Origin of the sequence: Rhodococcus sp. T2V, assembly GCF_029269925.1 — a bacterium.
GTDB lineage: Bacteria > Actinomycetota > Actinomycetes > Mycobacteriales > Mycobacteriaceae > Rhodococcus_F > Rhodococcus_F koreensis.
Window position 1 is genome coordinate 133,093 of record NZ_JARJBD010000001.1, and the last position, 18,114, is coordinate 151,206.

21 protein-coding genes and 1 pseudogene are annotated in these 18,114 nt (G+C 68.3%); 15 read left to right on the forward strand and 7 right to left on the reverse strand.

The genetic code is table 11. The features are described from left to right. Nucleotides 1–152: 152 nt before the first annotated feature. From P3H15_RS00515 to P3H15_RS00525, 3 genes are read left to right on the forward strand one after another with little or no spacing between them, the layout of a single operon-like run. A complete protein-coding gene (locus P3H15_RS00515; protein ID WP_276135464.1) occupies nt 153–524 on the forward strand; it encodes a helix-turn-helix transcriptional regulator in 372 nt (123 codons plus the stop codon). Further along, nucleotides 521–1,165 (forward strand): SRPBCC family protein, encoded by a 645-nt coding sequence (locus tag P3H15_RS00520; RefSeq protein ID WP_276135465.1) that lies wholly within the window; start codon nt 521–523, stop codon nt 1,163–1,165. Before P3H15_RS00515 ends, P3H15_RS00520 begins: the two co-directional genes overlap by 4 nt. Before the next feature lie 16 nt (nt 1,166–1,181). After that, on the forward strand, nt 1,182–1,679 hold the full coding sequence (locus P3H15_RS00525) for a DUF1992 domain-containing protein (protein ID WP_276135466.1): 498 nt from the start codon (nt 1,182–1,184) through the stop codon (nt 1,677–1,679). Between the two features lie 4 nt (nt 1,680–1,683). Here the strand turns inward: P3H15_RS00525 and P3H15_RS00530 are convergent, their stop codons facing one another. After that, nucleotides 1,684–2,952 carry a benzoate/H(+) symporter BenE family transporter gene (locus P3H15_RS00530; RefSeq protein ID WP_276135467.1) on the reverse strand — a complete coding sequence of 423 codons (1,269 nt, stop codon included), beginning with the start codon at nt 2,950–2,952 and terminating at the stop codon, nt 1,684–1,686. 244 nt (nt 2,953–3,196) lie between these two features. Here P3H15_RS00530 and P3H15_RS00535 point away from each other — a divergent pair, with 244 nt between their 5' ends. Beyond that, nucleotides 3,197–3,493, forward strand: coding sequence for a hypothetical protein (locus P3H15_RS00535; RefSeq protein WP_276135468.1), 297 nt, complete (start codon nt 3,197–3,199; stop codon nt 3,491–3,493). A gap of 1 nt (nt 3,494) precedes the next feature. Here P3H15_RS00535 and P3H15_RS00540 read toward each other — a convergent pair whose 3' ends face one another. After that, nucleotides 3,495–4,136, reverse strand: a complete 642-nt coding sequence (locus tag P3H15_RS00540; RefSeq protein ID WP_276135469.1) for a ScbR family autoregulator-binding transcription factor — start codon at nt 4,134–4,136, stop codon at nt 3,495–3,497. A gap of 102 nt (nt 4,137–4,238) precedes the next feature. On the opposite strand from P3H15_RS00540, the gene P3H15_RS00545 reads away from it, so the two are divergent. Continuing rightward, nucleotides 4,239–4,967, forward strand: coding sequence for a lysoplasmalogenase (locus P3H15_RS00545; RefSeq protein ID WP_276135470.1), 729 nt, complete (start codon nt 4,239–4,241; stop codon nt 4,965–4,967). Here P3H15_RS00545 and P3H15_RS00550 read toward each other — a convergent pair. Further along, a complete protein-coding gene (locus P3H15_RS00550) occupies nt 4,951–5,397 on the reverse strand; it encodes a hypothetical protein (protein WP_072937374.1) in 447 nt (148 codons plus the stop codon). The genes P3H15_RS00545 and P3H15_RS00550 overlap by 17 nt on opposite strands. 114 nt (nt 5,398–5,511) lie before the next feature. On the opposite strand from P3H15_RS00550, the gene P3H15_RS00555 reads away from it, so the two are divergent. From P3H15_RS00555 to P3H15_RS00575, 5 genes and pseudogenes are all read left to right on the forward strand, one after another. Beyond that, entirely contained in the window at nt 5,512–6,111 is a 600-nt protein-coding gene (locus P3H15_RS00555; RefSeq protein WP_276135471.1) for a hypothetical protein, read from the forward strand. A 4-nt stretch (nt 6,112–6,115) separates the two neighbouring features. Then, nucleotides 6,116–6,820, forward strand: coding sequence for a TrmH family RNA methyltransferase (locus P3H15_RS00560; RefSeq protein ID WP_276135472.1), 705 nt, complete (start codon nt 6,116–6,118; stop codon nt 6,818–6,820). A gap of 34 nt (nt 6,821–6,854) precedes the next feature. Beyond that, entirely contained in the window at nt 6,855–7,973 is a 1,119-nt protein-coding gene (locus tag P3H15_RS00565; RefSeq protein ID WP_276135473.1) for a glycoside hydrolase family 76 protein, read from the forward strand. A 67-nt stretch (nt 7,974–8,040) separates the two neighbouring features. Then, nucleotides 8,041–9,396, forward strand: a complete 1,356-nt coding sequence (locus P3H15_RS00570; RefSeq protein WP_276135474.1) for an LLM class flavin-dependent oxidoreductase — start codon at nt 8,041–8,043, stop codon at nt 9,394–9,396. Between the two features lie 60 nt (nt 9,397–9,456). Then, nucleotides 9,457–10,621, forward strand: a pseudogene (locus P3H15_RS00575) (GTP-binding protein). Here P3H15_RS00575 and P3H15_RS00580 read toward each other — a convergent pair. Together P3H15_RS00580 and P3H15_RS00585 are read right to left on the reverse strand one after the other, a co-directional pair. Further along, on the reverse strand, nt 10,618–11,283 hold the full coding sequence (locus tag P3H15_RS00580; protein ID WP_276135475.1) for a DedA family protein: 666 nt from the start codon (nt 11,281–11,283) through the stop codon (nt 10,618–10,620). The pseudogene P3H15_RS00575 and the gene P3H15_RS00580 sit on opposite strands and share 4 nt — an antisense overlap. Before the next feature lie 25 nt (nt 11,284–11,308). Next, nucleotides 11,309–12,091 carry a VTT domain-containing protein gene (locus P3H15_RS00585; protein WP_276135476.1) on the reverse strand — a complete coding sequence of 261 codons (783 nt, stop codon included), beginning with the start codon at nt 12,089–12,091 and terminating at the stop codon, nt 11,309–11,311. A gap of 153 nt (nt 12,092–12,244) precedes the next feature. On the opposite strand from P3H15_RS00585, the gene fbaA reads away from it, so the two are divergent. Then, nucleotides 12,245–13,279, forward strand: a complete 1,035-nt coding sequence (gene fbaA / locus P3H15_RS00590; protein ID WP_072937367.1) for a class II fructose-bisphosphate aldolase — start codon at nt 12,245–12,247, stop codon at nt 13,277–13,279. A 59-nt stretch (nt 13,280–13,338) separates the two neighbouring features. Here the strand turns inward: fbaA and P3H15_RS00595 are convergent, their stop codons facing one another. Continuing rightward, complete coding sequence (locus tag P3H15_RS00595; RefSeq protein ID WP_276135477.1) at nt 13,339–14,481, reverse strand: transcriptional regulator; 1,143 nt, start codon at nt 14,479–14,481, stop codon at nt 13,339–13,341. A gap of 138 nt (nt 14,482–14,619) precedes the next feature. Here P3H15_RS00595 and P3H15_RS00600 point away from each other — a divergent pair, with 138 nt between their 5' ends. From P3H15_RS00600 to P3H15_RS00615, 4 genes are all read left to right on the forward strand, one after another. Beyond that, entirely contained in the window at nt 14,620–15,036 is a 417-nt protein-coding gene (locus P3H15_RS00600; protein ID WP_276135478.1) for a DUF3151 domain-containing protein, read from the forward strand. A gap of 64 nt (nt 15,037–15,100) precedes the next feature. Next, nucleotides 15,101–16,168, forward strand: coding sequence for an aromatic acid exporter family protein (locus P3H15_RS00605; RefSeq protein WP_276135479.1), 1,068 nt, complete (start codon nt 15,101–15,103; stop codon nt 16,166–16,168). 72 nt (nt 16,169–16,240) lie between these two features. Next, a complete protein-coding gene (locus P3H15_RS00610) occupies nt 16,241–17,167 on the forward strand; it encodes a cation diffusion facilitator family transporter (protein ID WP_276135480.1) in 927 nt (308 codons plus the stop codon). Between the two features lie 67 nt (nt 17,168–17,234). Continuing rightward, a complete protein-coding gene (locus P3H15_RS00615) occupies nt 17,235–17,642 on the forward strand; it encodes a hypothetical protein (RefSeq protein WP_276135481.1) in 408 nt (135 codons plus the stop codon). A 3-nt stretch (nt 17,643–17,645) separates the two neighbouring features. On the opposite strand, the gene P3H15_RS00620 is transcribed toward P3H15_RS00615, so the two are convergent. Continuing rightward, a complete protein-coding gene (locus tag P3H15_RS00620; protein ID WP_276135482.1) occupies nt 17,646–18,107 on the reverse strand; it encodes a pyridoxamine 5'-phosphate oxidase family protein in 462 nt (153 codons plus the stop codon). Nucleotides 18,108–18,114: the final 7 nt, after the last annotated feature.

Here is an 18,114-nt window from a genome sequence, read left to right on the forward strand (position 1 = left end):
TTTCCTGGGTGGATACGGAACCTGCGCCGTCAGTCCATTAGTCCATTTAACTGAGACGTGGTGTCACAGTAAAAGGAGCGAGGCACCTTGGCAAGTGGTCGCCGATCATTTGCGTCTTGACTTATATAAGCGAAGGCTGAAATATGGTCGGCATGCACGCCTTCGACGTACTCGGCGATCCGGTCCGTCGCCGGATCCTCGAGCTGATCGCGGACGACGAGAAGACGTCCGGTGCGGTCAGCGACGTCATCCGTGCCGAGTTCGGCATCTCGCAACCCGCGGTGTCTCAGCATCTGAAGGTTCTGCGGGAGAACGGTTTCGCCACTGTCCGGAGCGACGGTCCGCGACGGCTGTATGCGGTGCAGACCGAACCGCTTCGCGATATCGACATGTGGCTCGGCCAGTTCCGGCGTTTCTGGACGCCGCGACTCGACGCACTGGCCACAGAGATCGCGCGGGGGCGACGCGAGCAGCGACTGTCCGGCGAGGACGGCAAAGACCCGAAGCAAGGGAGCGATCGATGATCGATGTGACGGAACAGATCAACGCGGTGCGCCGCTCGGTGGGCAGTCGGACGCTCGAGGCGGGCGAGGCCCGCATCGTGACCATCGGCCGCACCTACGACGCCACCGTGGAGGAGGTGTGGGAGGCCTGCACCGACGCCGAGCGAATCCCGCGGTGGTTCATGCCGGTGACGGGCGATCTGCGGCTGAACGGTCGCTACCAGCTCGAAGGGAACGCCGGCGGCGAGATCCTCACGTGTGATCCGCCGAACGGATTCACCGCGACCTGGGAGTACGGCGGCGACGTCAGCTGGATCGACGTGTCCGTCACCGCGGACCCGGGCGGGGGCACCCGCTTCGAGCTTCGGCACACGGCGCACGTCGACGACAAGTTCTGGGACGAATACGGGCCCGGGGCGACCGGTGTCGGGTGGGAACTCGGGGTACTGGGTCTGTTCCTGTACCTGGGGTCTGGGGAGTCGATGGACCCGAAGGAGAGCGAGGCCTGGTCGGCGAGCGAAGAGGGCAAGGAGTTCATCACGGCGAGCAGCGCGAAGTGGCGGGACGCGAGCATCGCGTTCGGCACTCCGGAAGTCGCGGCGACCGCGGCGGGCGATCGCACGACCGCGTTCTACACCGGAGTCGAGTCCGAGGCGGGCTGAAGCGGGTCCTGGAAGAATGGCGTGTGTGACCGAGCGCAAACCTCCCGGGGTGAGCTTCGAGAGCTGGATCGACAAGCAGATCCGGCTGGCTCAGGAGCGCGGCGACTTCGACGATCTCCCCGGCGCGGGCAAGCCGATTCCGGCGGGCGACGTCGACGACGAACTGTGGTGGGTGAAGAACTACCTCCGGCGCGAGAATCTGCCCACCGACTCGTTGCTCCCCACGCCGCTGCAGCTGCGCAAGGAGATCGAGCGGCTGCCCGACACGATCCGGGGAATGCCGTCCGAGCAGGCGGTGCGGGACGTGGTGGCGCAGCTCAACCTGCAGATCGTCGAGTGGTTGCGGGCGCCGTCCGGCCCGCGGATCCCGGTGAGCCCGGTCGACGCGGACGAGGTCGTCGCAACGTGGCGGCGGCAGAAGCAGTACGTGCGGAAGCCGCAACAGGCAGCGCACCCGCAATCGGAACCGGACCCGCCCCGCGCCGGTAGGCGGTGGTGGCGGCGGGGGCGGTGACCGGTCATTCCTTACGGAAATCGCCCGATTCCATCACCCGGGACACGAGCAGTCCGGCGACCAGTCCCCAGAAGGCCGCCCCGATGTTGAGGAACTGCACGCTCGAGACGGTCACCAGAAACGTGACGAGCGCGCCCAGCGTGTATCGGGAGCCGAACGCGGCGACGAACGACCCCTGAAGTGCCCGGAGCATCGCCAGACCGCCGAGCGTCGCGACGAACGCGGCAGGGGTGGCCAGCATGAGCTGAACGAACAGCGGGGCGAACAGGCCGACGACCACGGCGAGCAGTCCGCAGACGACGGCCGCCGTGTACTGCCGGGTGCGCTGCCCCGACGCCACCAGCAGGGCGTTGGTCGGCCCCGTCAGGCACGTCGACACGGCTCCGACGGCGGAGGTGGCGAGGGACCAGACCCCGCACAGGACGGTGCCGACATTCATCGGCGGCTTGTGTCCGGCGGATGTCAGCACGGCCGCCCCCTGACCGTTCTGCACGACGATGACCGTGATCGCCAGCGGGATGACCAGTTCGGCGATCGCCTGCCAGGTGAACTGCGGAGCCTGGAACATCGGCGCCGCAATCCACGGTGTGCCCGTGCCGGTGGGCTGGAAGCGGCCCGTGACCGTGACCGCGGCCGCCCCGACGAGCAGTGCGCCGAGAATCGGGGGCATCCACCGGCCGAGCGCGGCGCGGGACGCGAGGAGGACGAAGGAGGCGACCATCGGAACGGCCACGGCCGCATCGGTTCCCACGGCGTGAACGAGGTCGGTCCCGAATTTCAGGAAGACGCCGGCGACCATGGCCATGACGATCGGCATCGGGAGCATCGCCATGACCTGGCGCACCCGTCCGGTCAGGCCGAGGGCGAGGATCAGGAGCCCGGTCACGAGGAACGCTCCGAGCACCTCGGGCCACGACAGGTGGGTGAGTGAGCCGCCGACGATGATCGTGCCGGGGATCGTCCAGAAGAACGCGAGCGGTTGACGGTACAGCCAGCTGGCGAGGGCGGTGAGGATGCCGTTGAGGAAGAAGACGCCGAAGATCCACGACGCCAACTGCCCGGGCGGCAGCCCGCCCGCGGAACCGGCGGCCAGGATCACGGCCACGGGACCGGTCGCGGAGAAGATCAGCCCGATCAGCCCGTTGGCGGCGTAGGCGCCGCCGAGGTCGCGGAGCAGGCGGCGGGGGCCGGCGGGCGGCCACGGCGGTCGTTCGAAGCGAGGGGGACGCGTCTGCGCGTCTTCGCTGCGGGTCGGTTCCTCGGTGGTCGTCATGAGGCCTTCCTGCTCGGTGCGATGCTCACAACGTACGCATAGCGGGCAAGATTTTCTCTGTGCGTACACATGGTGTGGTCCGGATCATAACCGCCCACGTCCCGGGGTTCCGGGCGGGGCAGTCGAACCCTGGGTGGAGTGCATTCCATCCCTGGGGGCAGCGACACCCGGCCGCCGCCACGACAGACTCGTAAGCGTCGACCCGACACCATCCGCACCGACCGATCATGCGAAGAAGGGCCACATGGTGGAACTCAGCCGAAATCCCCGAGAGCGAAGGGCCGCGTACGCGCGGCGCACCACGATGGCATTGGAGGGCGAACCACGATCAGCTGTCGAGCGGACATCGACGTTCCTGGCCTACGGCCTGCTGGCGTTGTTCGGCGGGCTCGGCGTCTTCGGAACGATCTGTTCCGTCGATGCCATTCCGGACGGCGCACGCATCGCCGTCGTCCAACCGGCGCCGACGCAGTCGCATCCGCTCGACCTGCCGCAACCGGCGCCGGACGGTCCCGAGGAACCCGCCCACACCGGCGTCTGAGTCAGGACGCGACGTCGTCGCGCAGTGCCGCGAGTTCGAGCAGGCGCGGCAGCATGTCCGGCGATGCGATCGAGGGCAACAGCAGGCCCCACATGTCGGCCAGCCGCTCGTACAGGTCGGCACGCCCGCTCAGCGCCTCGGACACCAACTGCATACCCGTGAACGAACTGACCAGGAAACGGGCCAGCGCCGCGGGATCGACTGTCGCGCGCAGTTCCCCGGCCTCCCGTGCCTTGCCCGCGAGTGCGACGAGGGTGTCGGTCCAGTCGATGTAGGGATCGGTGGCCGGGCCGCGCGACGTCCCGAGTTCCAGGGTCAGGCGCACACCCGCCCGCACGATCGGCTCGGTCAGCAGCTGGCGCGCCATCTCCTTGGCGCACAACAGGATCGCCTCCATCGGTGACTGCGCCGTCGCGAGCACGCGCTGCGCCGCCAGCATCGCCATCGCGTGCTGCTCCTTGATCACCGCCCAGGCCAGCGCCTCCTTGGACTCGAAGTGAAAGTACAAGGCGCCCTTCGTCACGTCGGCGTAGGAGAGGATGCCGCTCAGGCTCGCGCCGCCGTACCCGAGCTTCTCGAAGCTCAGTGCCGCACCCTCTAATACTTGATGGCGGGTGGCCGCCGCGCGCGCCTGTTTTGCCATCACCTGTGCCTCACAATCGCGGATTCTCCGTGGCATCCACTCTCCAGTCAACCACTGTTCGGACCGGTAACCTCGGCACATCCGAAAGCGTGGGAGGAAGACGTGAAGTCGAAGAACAACTGGGGTGTCGAGCACGCGGTATTCGCCGGTGCGACGCTGGCCACCGTGGTCGGAGCCGTCACCGGGCGGGAACGGTTGCAGCGCGTGGCGAAACCACTGATCGCGCCCGCGCTCGCCGCCCGGGTGCTGCGGCGGCGTACGGACACCGACCCCGCCGACGTCGCGCTCCTCCTCGCCGGTCTCACCGCCGCGACCGTGGGGGACGTCTTCATGATCGACCCCGACGACGACGCCCGTCTCGTGCGCGGCGCGTCCTCGTTCGCCGTCATGCAGGTCGGCTACTCCGCGCTGCTGCTGCGCCGCGGCGCCCGGCCCACCGTGCCCGCATTGCTGCCCCGGCTCGCGGCGTGGGCAGGCGCGGCGGTACTTCTCCGCGGACGGGCGAAGGAGGTCGCCGCACCGCTGACCGCGTACGGTGCGCTGCTCGGCACCACGTCGACACTCTCGGCCGACCCGTCCCTCGCGCCCGGCGCCGACGTGTTCGCGAATGTGGCCGTGCCGGGAACCGACCGGCGCAGCTGGCTCGGCGTGGGCGGGATGCTGTTCACCGCCTCCGACGGCCTGATCGTGGTGCGGCGCTTGCTCATCCGCGGAGAACGGGGGAGGGCCGCGGCCGAAGGAGCGATCCTCGCCAGCTACGCGGCAGCCCAGCTGCTGCTCGTCGAGGGGATGCTCGCGCTCGGGCGTCGCCGGATCACGGGCAGAGCATGATGTGGTCCCGGTCCTCCGGGTCCACCAGGATGGTGATCGTCTCGCCGGGCACGAAGCGCGTCGCATTCTCCCGCCGCACCTCGTACACCACCCGTCCGGCGTAACTCTCCGATCCCGGCACGGTCAGCCGGAGGTCCAGTTCGGTGAGCTCTCCGTCGTCCGGGGTGCGGCGAAGCGGGGTGACGTGCTCGATGCGGGCCCAGCCCTCGAGTCCGTGCCGTTCGAGTTTGCGGTCGGCGCGGCTGGGCCGCCCGGCCGCCATCATCCCGAATCCCAGCGCCGAGCCGAAGGCCGCAACCAATCCCATGATCTGGTACGGGATGGTGGCCGGCGGGGTGTGCTGGATCAACCATCCCAGCCAGACGGCGAGGACGATGACGTAGCCGACCGTGACGAAGCAGACCGTCCGCACGATGCGCTGATGATTCATCGAATGCCTCCACCTCCAGATTAACCCGTCCCGGCCTCGCCGAAGCGGCCCCGCCGCCGCACTGCCGTTAGAGTGCAGTGTCGGCAGCAGGTAAGTATGTGTGGAGGTGGCCGTATGGCGTGGCGTCGGGTGTCGTTGGTGTGTCTGAGCATTGGCTCGGCCATGCTGCTCGCAGGGTGTGGAGGGTCCTCGGACGCGGTAGCTCCGCCGACGTCCACGACGACGGCCGCGGCCCCTGTGACCACCACCACGACGACGGTTCCGCCGACCACCACGACCACGACCGTCGCGCCGCCGCCGACGACGACGGAGGCGCCGACCACGACGCTCGTCGACGTCCCGTACGAGCACAACGAGTCGTACTTCTTCACGTCCCCGGACGGCGGCTTCCAGTGCGGCATCATCAAGCTGCCGAACCGCACCGAGGCCGGCTGCCAGGGGTCGACGAGCCCGGTGCCGCCGCGCCCGGACGACTGCATGGTCGACTGGGGTCACGGCATCCGCGTCGAGAACGACGGCGAGGCGTCGTTCATGTGCGCGGGCGGCCTCGTCTACACCTCGGGCGGCGACGAACCGGACGCGGCACTGCCCGCCGGGTCGAAACTGACGAAGCTCGGCTACACCTGCGGCACCACCGCCACGGCCGTCACGTGCACCAACGACGAGACGTCGCACGGATTCACCGTCGCCCCCGATTCGAACAAGACGTTCTGACGTCGTGAGTGGAGTCGAGACGGGCCTGGTGGAGGCCGAGGCCGTGGCCGAGGTCGCCGAGACGGGTCCCACCGAATGGGGAGAGAACCCGAACGGCGTCGGCCCGTGGGCCGAGGAGCACGACACCCCGGCCCCCACCGACCCGCGGTACGACCCCGAACTGCTGGCCGGTGGCGATCGCCGCAACGTGGTCGACGCCTACCGGTACTGGACGCGGGAAGCGATCGTCGCGGACATCGACAGCCGTCGCCACCCGCTCCACGTGGCCATCGAGAACTTCGGGCACGACGCGAACATCGGGACGGTGGTGCGCACCGCCAACGCGTTCGCCGCCGCGGCGGTCCACATCGTGGGACGTCGACGGTGGAACCGGCGCGGCGCCATGGTCACCGACCGGTACCAGCACGTCCTCCACCACCCGGACGTCGACGGCCTCGTCGACTTCGCGCGTGAGAGAGGTCTCACCATCGTGGCCGTCGACAACACGCCCGGGTCGGTGCCGATCGAGACGGCGAGCCTGCCCCGCGACTGCGTGCTCCTGTTCGGCCAGGAGGGGCCGGGAGTCACCGACCAGGCGAAAGATGTTGCGGCGATGACGGTGTCGATTGCGCAGTTCGGTTCCACCCGCAGCATCAACGCGGGTGTCGCCGCAGGAATCGCCATGCATGCGTGGGTTCGTCAGCACGCAGACCTCGACCGTGCGTGGTAGCGGAACCCCTGGCGAATAGGCAAGATCAACTCTTATGCAGGACTCGTGGTCGGCGCGCGCGGACGCCGCTGAAGAAGCGGTGGTGAGCAGGCACCTTCGCCGGCTGTGGGCGCTCCCGGGCACCACCCTGGGCGTCGTCGCCTGGCCGGCGGTGCGGCGCGAGCGGCTGTTCCTCAGCTGGCACTACTGGTGGCAGGCCCACCTGCTCGACTGCGCCGTCGACGCGCTCGAACGCGACCCCACGCCGCGCCGTCGTCGTCGCATCGTCAAACTGGCGCGCAGCCACCGCCTGCGGAACATCTCGGGCTGGACCAACAACTACTACGACGACATGGCCTGGCTGGGCATCGCCCTCGAGCGGGCCCAGCGAATGCACTTCATAGACAACAGAAGTGCGGTGCAGACGCTCGAATCCCAGTTGTTCGACGCCTGGGCGCCCGAGGCGGGAGGCGGCATCCCGTGGCGGAAGGGCTCGAATTTCTACAACGCGCCCGCCAACGGACCGGCCGGGATCATGCTGGCCCGCACCGGAAAGCTGTGGCGCGCCCAGGCCACGGCCGACTGGATCGACGACACGCTGCGGGACGTGCACACCAACCTGATCGCGGACGGCATCCACCCCGGCGGCGAGATCGAGAAGAACATCTACTCCTACTGTCAGGGCGTCGTGCTCGGACTCGAAACCGAACTCGCCGTGCGCCTCGGCTCGCCCCGGCACCGCAACCGGACCCACCGGCTGGTCGACGCCATCGACGAACACCTCGCACCCCACGGCGTCATCGACGGCGGCGGTGGGGGAGACGGCGGCCTGTTCAACGGGATCCTCGCACGGTATCTGGCGCTGACCGCGGTGATGCTGCCGTGGGAGTCGCCCGCCGACATCCGGGCCCGGGAGATCGCCGCCCAGCTCGTGCTGACCTCCGCGGAATCGGCGTGGGAGAACCGGCTGCAGATCGAGGGGCAGCCGCTGTTCGGCCACGATTGGACCCGGCAGGCGCAACTGCCGGGGATGGGCGGGGGAATCGCCACGTTCACCGGGGGCACCGTGCGCTCGTCCGGGATCCCGGAACGCGACATGTCCGTGCAGCTCGGTGGCTGGATGCTGATGGAGGCCGCGCACATGGTGTCCGCGGCGGGGTATCCGCGACGCTAGGCGACGGTTCGAATCACGCGAAAATTAACCGTATCGCCCCGGATTCGGCGCTGTTAGACAGTTCGTTATGTCAGATCAACAGCGGCAGCTGAGTCTCAATGCGTTCATCTACCCGGCCGGGCACCACGAGTCGGCGTGGCGTCACCCGCTCACGACGCCCGAGCGGCTGTACGACGTCTCCTACTTCCAGGAGATCGCGCAGACAGCGGAAGCCGCGAAGCTGGACGCGATCTTCTTCGCCGACGGCCCCGCCCTGCGCAGCGACGTCGAGCACGGCGCCGCCGGAGCACTCGAGCCCATCACGCTGCTGACGGCCATCGCGACGGCCACCGAACGGATCGGGCTGATCGCGACCGCGTCCACGACGTATTTCGAGCCCTACAACCTCGCACGGCTGTTCGCGTCGCTCGACCACATCTCCCGCGGCCGGGCCGGCTGGAACATCGTGACCACCGGAACCGACGTGGCGGCAGCCAACTTCGGACTGCCCAGCCATCCGGACCATGCCGACCGTTACGCGCGGGCGCGGGAATTCGTCGACGCGACCGTCAAGCTGTGGGACAGCTGGGAGGACGACGCCATCCTGATCGACAAGGCCGCAGGCATCTACGCGGACCCGTCCAAGATCCACGAGATCAACTACGTCGGACGCCACCTGCGGGTGCGGGGACCGTTCAACGCGCCGCGCTCGCCGCAGGGACACCCGGTGCTGGTGCAGGCGGGTGCGTCCAACGAGGGCCGCGCGTTCGCGGGACAGTACGCCGAGGCCATCTTCACCGCGCACCAGCGACTGTCGGACGGGCAGGCGTTCTACGCGGACGTCAAGCAGCGCGCGGTACAGTTCGGCCGCAACCCGGAGCACGTGAAGATCCTCCCCGGCATCAGCCCGTTCCTCGGCGACACCGAGGCCGAGGCGCGGGACCTGGAGCGGGAGTTCAACGAACTGACCTCGCCCGAGTACGGGATCGCTCAACTCGAGGCTCTCACGGGCTCGAGCGTGCGGCACCTCGATCTCGACGCCCCGGTGCCTGCCGGACTGTTCGGGGACGCCGGCGACGTCACGGACAACAAGCAGAGCCGTCTACAGGTGATCGCCGGCATCGTCGAACGGGAGAACCCGACGCTGCGCGGACTGCTGCACCGTCTCGCCGGTGCGCGTGGGCACCGGGTCGTCGTCGGGACGCCGGTGCAGGTCGCCGACACCATCGAGGAATGGTTCACGCAGGGCGCGGCGGACGGGTTCAACGTCATGCCGCCGTACTACCCGGGCGGTCTCGAGGTGTTCGCGCAGAAGGTGGTCCCGATCCTGCAGGAGCGTGGACTGTTCCGCACCGAGTACTCGGGCACCACGCTGCGCGACCACTTCGGGTTGCCGCGCCCCGAGAGCCAGTACGCGGACGCGTCGCGCACCGTCGCGCTGTAGTCGCACGAGCCGGGCAGGCCGGCGACGCCGAGGCTTAATGAAAACAGTTATCATTTCTGGATGACTGTCATCCGGCCAGTCCCCGTCACCGTCCTGTCCGGCTTCCTCGGCGCGGGCAAGACCACCTTGCTCAACCATCTCCTCGCGAACCGGGACGGCAGGCGCGTCGCCGTCATCGTCAACGACATGAGCGACGTCAACATCGTCCCCCAAGCACATCGTGCAGGGGGTCCCCCGGCGGCCCTCGTGGCCGGGCAGGGGCACCTGGACCGGACGCAGGAGAAACTCGTCGAACTCACCAACGGCTGCATCTGCTGCACCCTGCGGGAAGATCTCGTCGAGGCGGTGGCGCGGCTGGCGCGGGAGGGCCGGTTCGACCACCTCGTCATCGAATCGACCGGCATCTCCGAACCGATGCCCGTGGCCGCCACGTTCGACTGGGAGTTCGAGGACGGGTTCACCCAGCTCGGTCGCCGCCCTCGACACGATGGTGACAGTCGTGGACGCGTCGACGTTCCTCGGCGAACTGGCCAGGGGGGAGCGTCTCGACGACCGGAACCTCGAGGCCGGGGACGGCGACGAGCGCAGCATCTCCGACCTCATCGTCGATCAGGTCGAATTCGCCGACGTCATCCTGCTGAACAAGACGGATCTGGTGAGCGAGGGTGCCGCGGGGGCCGTCGAGGCGACCCTGCGCAGGCTCAACCCCACCGCGACACCGCTGCGCAGCACGCGCGGCGTCGTCGATCCCGGCGCGGTACTCGGGACGGGCCTATACGACCCGGAGGTGTCGGCCGAGCTGCCCGGCTGGGCGGAGGAACTGGCGGCGGGCCACACCCCGGAAACCGAGGAATACGGCATCCGCAGCGTCACCTACCGGGCGTCGCGGCCGTTCCACCCGGCCCGGCTCGAGCAGGCGCTGGGACAGTTCACCGGCCTGCTCCGCAGCAAGGGCTTCTGCTGGATCGCGAGCCGCCCCGGCCTCGCCGCCGTCTGGTCGCGGGCCGGCCCGAATCTCGTGATCGAACCCGCCCAGCTGTGGGCGTCCACGGACGAACGTCCGGGGCAGGAGATCGTGTTCATCGGCGTCCGCCTCGATCCCGACGGACCGCGGCGGATCCTCGACCCGGCGCTGCTCACCGACGACGAGCTGGCGTCAGGACCGGCGGCGTGGGTGCGGTTCGACGACCCGCTGCCCGCGTGGGAGCCGGCGCATCAGCACTAGTCCAGTACTTCTTCGACGGCCACATCTTCGGGTGGCCGCGCCATCTCCTGCCGGTAGTGCCACACCCCGAGGACCGTGCCGATCACCAGCAGTGTGACCATCCCGGCGAGCACCGCAGGCATCAGCCACGACACCCGGTCGAGGAACGAGCCGAAGTAGAAGCCGATGAGCAGCAGTACGGGTGCCCAGAAGATGGCGCCGATAGTGCTGGCGATCGTGTATTTGGTGTGGTTCATCTTGGCCGCACCGGCGACCAGCGGGCACAGGGTGCGGATCCACGGAATCCAGCGCGCGACGAGAACTGCCCAGAAGCCGTGCTTCTCCAGCAGCACATTCACCTTGTGGAGGTTGGCGTAGTTGAGATACTTCCCGCCCTTGCGGGCGTGGATGCGGTTGCCGGTGCGGTGACCGATGACGTACCCCACCTGGTTTCCGCAGATGGCGGCGATCATCGCGCCGACCGACAACGCCCACACGTGACCGGTGCCCGACGCATGGTTGGCCAGCACGATGCCCGCGGTGATCAGCATCGAGTCGCCGGGCAGGAACAGGCCCAGGATCACCGCGCACTCGATGAACACGAACACGAGGACGACGACCCAGACCAGCGCTGGGCCGGCCGAGACGAGAGGCCCGAAGCTGCCTGCTGCCGTGGTGACCATCGTCAGTGCGCTACCCCGATCGGTGTCAGGAAGTGGGATCGGTGGGGGTGGTGACCGGTTGCGGATCCTCGGTCGTGGAGTTCGTGCCCTGACGGGACTTCACGATGCGCTTGCCCACCTCCACGATGATCGGCAGCACGGACACGAAAACGATCAGCAGGAAGATGACGTCGACGTTGTCGCGGATGAACTCGATCTGCCCGAGCAGGTAGCCGAGCAGCGTGACGCCGGCACCCCACAGGATGCCGCCGACGATGTTGTACGTCAGGAACAGCGAGTACCTCATCCGCGACGCACCCGCGACGACCGGCGCGAACGTACGCACGATCGGAACGAATCGGGCCAGGATGATCGTGATCGGGCCGTGCTTCTCGAAGAACGCGTGCGACTCGTCGATGTACTTCTTCTTGAAGAATCGCGCGTCGTTGCTCTTGAACAGGGCGGTGCCGCCCTTGCTGCCGATGAAGTAGCCGACCTGGTCGCCGAGGATCGCGGCGATCGGGATCAGAACCAGCAGCACCCAGAGGGGCGCGAACGGTTCGATCTCCGTCGACTTCGACGCCGCGATGAGTCCCGCGGTGAACAGAAGCGAGTCGCCGGGGAGCAGGGGGAACAGCAAACCCGACTCGATGAAGACGACCAGGAGGAGCCCGACGAGCACCCACGTGCCGAAGGAGTTGAGGAGGTTCACCGGGTCGAGGAATCCCGGCAACAACGCGAGGTTGGTCACGGAATCCGATGCTGCCTGCACAATCACGGCCCTCAGCGTACCGGCGGAATCCCCGACTGTCGGAATAGTGCAGGTCATGGAGTTTCGGCCGCGCCGCGGACCCGCCGAAACGGGGTGCCGCGACAGCCACCGGGAGACGTACGCTACCGGTATTGCCATACTGCAAGGACCACATCGCGCGCTGCGCTGATCGCGCGCGCCGAAATCGACTCTTTATGGAGGACTGCCGCCGTGCCAATCGCGACTCCCGAGGTCTACGCCGAGATGCTTGGTCGGGCCAAGGAGCACTCCTTTGCCTTCCCCGCCATCAACTGCACTTCTTCCGAAACCATCAACGCCGCCATCAAGGGCTTCGCGGACGCCGGCAGTGACGGCATCATCCAGTTCTCGACCGGTGGCGCCGAGTTCGGTTCGGGCCTGGGTGTCAAGGACATGGTGACCGGCGCGGTCGCACTCGCCGAGTTCGCTCACGTGATCGCCGCGAAGTACGACGTCACGATCGCGCTGCACACCGACCACTGCCCCAAGGACAAGCTCGACACGTTCGTCCGCCCGCTGCTCGAGATCTCGCGCCAGCGCGTCGAGGCCGGCCGTAACCCGCTGTTCCAGTCCCACATGTGGGACGGTTCGGCCGTTCCGATCGACGAGAACCTGGAGATCGCCCAGGAACTCCTCGCGAAGGCGAAGGCCGCCAACATCATCCTCGAGGTCGAGATCGGCGTCGTCGGTGGTGAAGAGGACGGCGTGGAAGCCGAGATCAACGACAAGCTCTACACCTCGCCCGAGGACTTCGAGAAGACCGTCGACGCGCTCGGCACCGGCGAGAACGGCAAGTACCTGCTGGCCGCCACGTTCGGCAACGTGCACGGCGTCTACAAGCCGGGCAACGTGAAGCTGCGTCCCGAGGTGCTCGAGACCGGCCAGAAGGTCGCCGCCGCGAAGCTCGGCCTGTCCGACGGCTCGCAGCCGTTCGACTTCGTCTTCCACGGCGGATCGGGCTCGCTGAAGTCGGAGATCGAGGCCGCGCTGAACTACGGCGTCGTGAAGATGAACGTCGACACCGACACCCAGTACGCGTTCACCCGTCCGCTCGTGGGCCACATGTTCAGCAACTACGACGGCGTGCTGAAGGTCGACGGCGAGGTCGGCAACAAGAAGGTCTACGACCCGCGCAGCTACCTGAAGAAGGCGGAGGCCGGCATGACCGCCCGTGTCATCGAGGCCTGCAACGACCTCAAGTCCGCGGGACGTTCCGTCTCCGGATAGGCCCTTCGGGCCCGTGCGCCTTTCCGGTAGCTGCGGCTACCGGAAAGGCGCACAGTCGTTTACCTGGGGTCGCAGATCTTCCAGGTGCCGTCGACCTTTTCGAGGTTGAACGTGCGCCACGACTGCTCGCCCGGGTTGGCGGCCGTGTGGGCCTTCACCTGGGCGATGGCCGTGTCACCGGTGATCTGCACCGCGTCGACGTTGCCGACCACCGGAATGTTCTGCTGCGTCACGGCGACCTGGTGGACCTCGGCGAAATCCTGATCGGAAATGCCCTGGTAGTACTCGGCGAGGCTGCCGCAGGTGCTGGTGCGCAGCGTCGCCAGGTCGCCCTGGGTGAGAGCCGCGACGAACGTGTCGATCGTTCCCTGCACCTGGGCTTCGGGTGAGTTCTCGGCCTGGTTGTTGTTGTAGACCACGATCCCGGCGACCGCGATGGCGGCAACGACGATGACGCCGGCGGCGATCGCGGCGAACAGCCACGCCTTTCCGTGCTTCTTCGCGGGCTTCTCGGCCGCGGCGACGCGTTGCGGCGCGCTCTGCTGAGGCGGCAGCACTCGCTGCGGTGCGGCCTTCGGCGGTGCGGGCGCCGGTCGCGGGGGAGCGGGCGGCGGGGAGACGGGCCGCCCGTTCTGCGGCTGCTGAGTCTGGTTCGCCTGAGGCGCCGGCCGGGGTGGCGGCGGCGTCGACGGGACGGCGGGCCTGGTCACCGGGATCGCGACCGTCTCGTCGCCGGACGGCGTCTTCGCCTGGCCCCGCTGGTTCTGCGCCTTCGGGTTCTGAGTGGTGGGGTTCTGAGTGTTCGGGGTGCGGTGCATCTGCACCGTCGCGGCCTCGGGTGCGGCCTGTCCACCCCTCTGCGTGGGGATCGCGGCAGTGGCCGCCTCGGACGCCTTCTCCCGCGGGCGGGGCGCCGGGGGCGTTGGCAGTTCGGACTGCGGCTCGGCGGGATTCTCCGCCGGCTTCTCGGGTGCCTTCTTCTGCGGGGGCTTCGGCTCGGGCGACTTCGGCGCGGTGGGCTCGGCGTCCGCAGTAGGCGCTGCCTCGGGCGAGGACTTTGCCTTCGGCGCGGGCTGCGCGGACTTCGCAGGTTTCGCGGTCGCGTCGGCGGCCTTGCCGGCGGTGGTGTCGGCCGCAGCCGGGCCGGACGGTGTGTCCGTGGCCGGCTTCTGAGTCGGATCGTCTTTCTTCGGGTCCTGCACGCGCTGCCCCTCGGTCTGCAGAGAAATGAACGTTGGAGGCAGCCTAACGACATCGCGAGTCATCGGAGACCACGACAGGGCGCGTCGCGGACGCGGGCCGACGCAGTGACCGCGCCGCGGCGGGGGCACAATAGGCGCATGACGTCTTTCGGTGACCTTCTCGGACCACAGCCCACGCTGCTTCCCGGGGACGACGAGGCCGAGTCGGCCCTGTTGAACCACGAGGATCCGGCTTCCGTCGCAGCCGCCCATCCCACCGCATCCATCGCATGGGCCTACCTGGCCGAGGCTGCCCTCGACGCCGACCAGACCATCACGGCGTACGCGTACGCGCGAACCGGGTACCACCGTGGCCTGGACCAATTGCGTCGCAACGGCTGGAAGGGTTTCGGCCCGGTTCCGTACAGCCACGAACCCAACCGTGGTTTCCTCCGGTGCGTCGCCGTGCTGGCGAAGGCAGCGAAGGCGATCGGCGAAACGGACGAGTACGCGCGGTGCCTCGATCTGCTCGAGGACTGCGATCCCCGAGCCGCCGAAGCGCTTGGCGTCGGTTAACGTCCTCAGCTCGGCGAAAGTCCGTGGCCGGGACGGGCTGAGGACTTCGGCCCAGCGGCTGCGGGTGTCGGCATTGCCCATCCTGCAGTGCGCGATCGCGGCCGGCGCGGCCTGGTGGGTGGCGACGGTGGTGATCGGTCACCCGACGCCGTTCTTCGCGCCGATCGCCGCGGTGGTGTCGCTCGGGTTGTCGCTGGGCGCCCGCCTGCGTCGTTCCGTCGAGTTGGTGGCCGGTGTCACGATCGGGATCGGGGTCGGCGATCTCATCGTCTCCGTTATCGGGAGTGGCACCTGGCAGATCACGCTCGTCGTGGTGCTGGCGATGTCGGCGGCAGTGTTGCTGAACAGCGGTCCGATCTTCTCGATGCAGGCGGCCAACTCCGCGGTGCTCGTGGCGACGCTGCTTCCGCCCGGCGGCGCCGCGGGAGTCAACCGCATGGTGGACGCCCTGACGGGTGGTCTGGTGGGCATCGCCGTCGTCGCGCTGATTCCCACGCATCCGGTGGGTCGGGCGCGCAAGTACGCCGCGAACGTCCTCGGGACGGCGTCCGAGGTGATGCAGCTGGTGGCCGACGGGTTGGTGGCCAACGACGACAAGCCCATCGAGGAGGCGCTGCAGAAGGCGCGGGCCACGCAGGCGTCCATCGACACGCTGCGGACCCACCTTGCGGGCGGCCGCGAGATCAGCCGCATCTCTCCGCTGTACTGGAACACCCGGGGCAGGCTCGAGCGACTCACCGCGGCCGCGGATCCACTCGACAACGCGCTGCGCAACATCCGGGTTCTCGCGCGGCGTTCGCTCACGCTGGTGCGGGACGACGAGATCCTCAACCCGCGGCTCGTCGACCAGGTGGAGAAGCTTGCCCACGCGTTGGAAACTCTTCGGCTGATGGCGCTCGCGGATCCCGGTCAGCAACCCGACCAGGCCGAGGCGGCGCGGGTGCTGCGGTCGGTGGCGTCCGGATTGAAGCCGGAACTGGTGGAGAACGCGGGTCTGTCGGCGACGGTCGTCTTCGCGCAGATCCGGTCCCTGACCGTCGATCTTCTGCAGGTCGCGGGGCTGAAGCGCATCTCGGCGATCGCGACGCTGCCGCCGACGGTGGAGAAACCGGCGTATCGTCCCGAACTCTGACCGCCCGAGCACGCTGTTGAACATATGCGCATGTACGCATATGATCGGCACAACTCGGGAGGAGGCTCACGCATGGGAGTCGGTCACGGACATTCGCACGGCCACACACAGGGCGCCGGCGAGGTAGGCCCGTCGCGGGGGCGGATCCGCCGAATGGTGATCGCTCTCGTCATCCTTCTCGCGTTCCTGGTCCTCGAGGTCGTCGTCGGTCTGACCGTCAACTCGCTGTCGCTGCTCGCCGACGCCGGGCACATGCTCACCGACGTCGTCGGAATGTCGATGGGCCTCGTCGCCCTCCTCCTCGCCCGCAAGGGCAGTGCCACCGCCGCCCGGACCTTCGGCTGGCACCGCGCCGAAGTGCTCACGGCCATGGCCAACGCCGCGATGCTGCTCGCCGTCGCGATCTGGGTGTTCTACGAGGCCATCTCCCGCATCGGCGACGTCCCCGAACTTCCCGGCATGGCACTGATCCTCACCGCATCCGTCGGTCTCGTCGCGAACCTCGTGGTGATGCTCATGCTGCGCGCCGATTCCAAGGACAGCCTGGCCGTCCGCGGCGCCTACCTCGAAGTGCTCGCGGACGCCGTCGGCAGTGTGGGCGTGCTCATCGCCGGCGGCGTCGTGCTGGTGTTCGGCTGGAGTTACGCCGACATCATCGTCGGTGTCCTCATCTCGTTGTGGGTGGTGCCGCGGGCGATGAAACTGGCCGCCGCGTCACTGCGCATCCTCACCCAGGCCTCACCCGAGGACGTCGACGTCGAATCGGTGCAAGCGGACCTCGAGGCGCTTCCCGGGGTCACCGGCGTGCACGACCTGCACGTGTGGACGCTCACCACGGGAATGGACGTGGCCACCGTCCACCTCACCACCGACGCCGACTCGTCCGCCGTCCTCGAAGCGGCGCGGACCGTCCTCGAGAGCCACCACCTCTCGCATGCGACCGTGCAGGTCGAGTCCACCGCCAACGGGCGCCACTGCGCCGAGAACGTCACCTGGTAGACCCTGTCTGTTTCGTCCGGTATCGCGGCGGGAAATCGTCGTGGGACGACTCACGGAAGGGAACACCATGTCCACTCTCGCAGCGTTCGCACGACCCGCCGCCGTTGCCGCACTCGGTGCGGCCGCCCTCTTCGCAGCACCCACCGCCGCCTCCGCCGCGCCGTTCATGCCCGACCCGCTGGCGAACTGCAAGCCGGCCGCGACGCTGGATGTCGAAAAGGAAGGCAACCAGGTCGAGTGGGAGTTCGAGGGGCCGGAGAACGCCACGACCGATGCTCAGGTGACCTACCTCAACTTCGGCGGTCAGGCGCCGACACTCGGCACGTCCGGGCCGCTCACGAACGGTGAGGGTGTCGAGAAGGAACTGCCCGGATTCACCGGACATCTGATTCCCGGCGGAACCTACGACCCCGACGGGCCGAAGGGACCGTTGGAGGCCTGCACAGTCGGCTTCGGATTCGCCGTCACGCAGTGACCGTCACTTGGTGAACCGGATGACCTCCGCACCCGGCCGCCACAGATCGACGTACAGGTGCTCGCCGTCGACGGTGGTGTGCACCACCTCGTCGAGGTCGAGTTCGAAGACGTCCGCCTCGGGGATCTCGTCGGGGTAGTGGTCGACGATCTGCTGTTTCCGTTCCCCGAGGATCTCCCGGGCGTGGCCGCTGATCTTGGCGTCGCCGCCCTCCATCGTGTGGTGACCGGGGTTGCTGTGGAGGGAGTACCGCGGATCGCGTTGCAGGTCTTGTACTTTGCGTGCGCCGACCATCGAACCGAGCAGCAACGCGCCGTCGTGGAACTCGACCTCGGTGCCGCTCACCCGCGGGGAGCCGTCCTTGCGGAGCGTGGCCAGCACGTGGTGTTTGTGCGCCTCGAAGCGAGCGGCGACGGCCTTGGCGAGGTCGGGTGCTTCTGTCTCGAACTGTGCCCAGTTGGTCATGTGGACC

Excerpts from the sequence above, each read along its gene's own strand:
- P3H15_RS00515 (WP_276135464.1), top strand. The coding sequence starts at position 153 with ATGCACGCCTTCGACGTACTCGGCGATCCGGTCCGTCGCCGGATCCTC.
- P3H15_RS00520 (WP_276135465.1), top strand. The coding sequence starts at position 521 with ATGATCGATGTGACGGAACAGATCAACGCGGTGCGCCGCTCGGTGGGC.
- P3H15_RS00525 (WP_276135466.1), top strand. The coding sequence starts at position 1,182 with ATGGCGTGTGTGACCGAGCGCAAACCTCCCGGGGTGAGCTTCGAGAGC.
- P3H15_RS00530 (WP_276135467.1), bottom strand. The coding sequence starts at position 2,952 with ATGACGACCACCGAGGAACCGACCCGCAGCGAAGACGCGCAGACGCGT.
- P3H15_RS00535 (WP_276135468.1), top strand. The coding sequence starts at position 3,197 with ATGGTGGAACTCAGCCGAAATCCCCGAGAGCGAAGGGCCGCGTACGCG.
- P3H15_RS00540 (WP_276135469.1), bottom strand. The coding sequence starts at position 4,136 with ATGGCAAAACAGGCGCGCGCGGCGGCCACCCGCCATCAAGTATTAGAG.
- P3H15_RS00550 (WP_072937374.1), bottom strand. The coding sequence starts at position 5,397 with ATGAATCATCAGCGCATCGTGCGGACGGTCTGCTTCGTCACGGTCGGC.
- P3H15_RS00555 (WP_276135471.1), top strand. The coding sequence starts at position 5,512 with ATGGCGTGGCGTCGGGTGTCGTTGGTGTGTCTGAGCATTGGCTCGGCC.
- P3H15_RS00565 (WP_276135473.1), top strand. The coding sequence starts at position 6,855 with ATGCAGGACTCGTGGTCGGCGCGCGCGGACGCCGCTGAAGAAGCGGTG.
- P3H15_RS00570 (WP_276135474.1), top strand. The coding sequence starts at position 8,041 with ATGTCAGATCAACAGCGGCAGCTGAGTCTCAATGCGTTCATCTACCCG.
- P3H15_RS00580 (WP_276135475.1), bottom strand. The coding sequence starts at position 11,283 with ATGGTCACCACGGCAGCAGGCAGCTTCGGGCCTCTCGTCTCGGCCGGC.
- P3H15_RS00585 (WP_276135476.1), bottom strand. The coding sequence starts at position 12,091 with ATGACCTGCACTATTCCGACAGTCGGGGATTCCGCCGGTACGCTGAGG.
- P3H15_RS00600 (WP_276135478.1), top strand. The coding sequence starts at position 14,620 with ATGACGTCTTTCGGTGACCTTCTCGGACCACAGCCCACGCTGCTTCCC.
- P3H15_RS00610 (WP_276135480.1), top strand. The coding sequence starts at position 16,241 with ATGGGAGTCGGTCACGGACATTCGCACGGCCACACACAGGGCGCCGGC.
- P3H15_RS00615 (WP_276135481.1), top strand. The coding sequence starts at position 17,235 with ATGTCCACTCTCGCAGCGTTCGCACGACCCGCCGCCGTTGCCGCACTC.
- P3H15_RS00620 (WP_276135482.1), bottom strand. The coding sequence starts at position 18,107 with ATGACCAACTGGGCACAGTTCGAGACAGAAGCACCCGACCTCGCCAAG.